Raw genomic sequence first — 1,566 nt, 5'->3', positions numbered from 1 at the left:
CGATATACAGCTCGCCGGTGACCCCGGCCGGCACCGGCCGCAGCGCGTTGTCGAGCACGTACAAGCGCGTGTTCCAGATCGGCCCGCCGATCGGAATCGGCCCGTCTTCGATCTCGCGGCAGGGCCAAGCGGTGACGCCGATCGAGACCTCGGTCGGGCCGTAGGAATGGTGCAGCGGCCGACCGATGTGGGCGGCGACGCGGCGATGCAGATCGGCCGACAGCGCTTCGCCGCCGCAGACGATGCGGTGCAGGCTGGTGCAGGCGGCCGCGCCGGGCTCCTGCACGAACATTTCGAGCATCGAGGCGACGAAGTGCACGGTGGTGACCTGTTCGCGCTGGATCAGCGACGCCAGATAGGCCGGGTCGCGATGGCCGTCGGGGCGCGCGACCACCAGGCGGGCGCCGTGCAGCAGCGGCCAGAACAGCTCCCACACCGACACGTCGAAGCTGGTCGGGGTCTTCTGCAGCACCGCGTCGTCGGCCTGCAGGCCGTACTCGCCCTGCATCCAGGCCAGGCGGTTGACGATGCCGCGGTGCGGAATCACCGCGCCTTTCGGCGTGCCGGTCGAGCCGGAGGTGTAGATCACGTAGGCCGGGTGATCGAGCTGCAGCGGACGCGTGCGATCGGCGTCGGTGGGTGGTGTATCCGCATAACCGGCCAATTCTGCAATGAGCCCTGCATCGTCGAGCAGCCACAAGCCCTCATGCGCAAGCAGGCGTTCAACCACATCGCTGCGCGTCAGGATCCGCACCGGTGCCGCGTCGGCGATCATGTGGGCGAGGCGGTCGCTCGGGTAATCGGTGTCGAGCGGAAGGTAGGCCGCGCCGCTCCTGAGCACCGCGCACAGGGCCACGACCAGTTCCAACGAACGCGGCAAGGCCACGCCGACCAGATCCTCCGGGCCGATGCCGTCGGCGATCAGGCGATGGGCGAGGCGGTTGGCGCGCGCGTCGAGTTCGGCGTAGCTCAGCGTCTGCCCTTCGAACACGACGGCGACCGCATCGGGTGTGCGCGCCGCTTGCGCGCTCAACAACTCGGCCAGGGTTTGTGCTGGCACCGCGTGTTCGGTCGCATTCCAGTCGCGCAGCACCTGCGCGGTTTCGGCGGCATCGAGCAGTTCGATGCGGCCGACCGGTTGCCCGGCATCGGCGACGAAGGCCTCCAGCAGACGCTGATAACGGCCGCCCAGGCGCCGCACCTCGTCACGCGTGAACAGATCCGGCCGGTAGCTCAGCTTGAGTTGATACGGGTGGCCGGGAATCAGCGCCAGGCCGACCGGGTAGTGCGAGGTGTCGCCGCCGTGGTGGCTGTGCAGGGCGATGCGCAGCGCATCGGGCGCGGCCTCGTCGCCGTCGCCGACCGGGAAGTTCTCGAACACCACCAGGGTGTCGAACAGTTCGCCGTGACCGGCCAGGCGCTGGATCTCAGTCAGGCCAAGGTGCTGGTGATCGAGCAGCGCCGATTGCTCGGTCTGCAGACGCAGTAGCAGGTCGCGCACCGATTCGTCCGGCCGCCATTGCAAGCGCAGTGGCAAAGTGTTGATGAACAAACCGACCATCTGCT

General features: G+C 68.3%; 1 protein-coding gene. It reads right to left on the bottom strand.

Annotated elements, in window-relative coordinates; translation table 11 throughout:
* The coding region (locus LC490_RS24195; protein ID WP_223621893.1) for an AMP-binding protein at positions 1-1,566 on the bottom strand (1,566 nt) is incomplete at both ends.

The sequence above is a fragment of the Lysobacter sp. ESA13C genome (genome assembly GCF_019970005.1).
Classification (GTDB): Bacteria; Pseudomonadota; Gammaproteobacteria; order Xanthomonadales; family Xanthomonadaceae; genus Lysobacter; species Lysobacter antibioticus_B.
The sequence above is the reverse complement of the archived record's forward strand: the minus strand, read 5'-3'. Positions and strand labels throughout refer to the sequence as shown.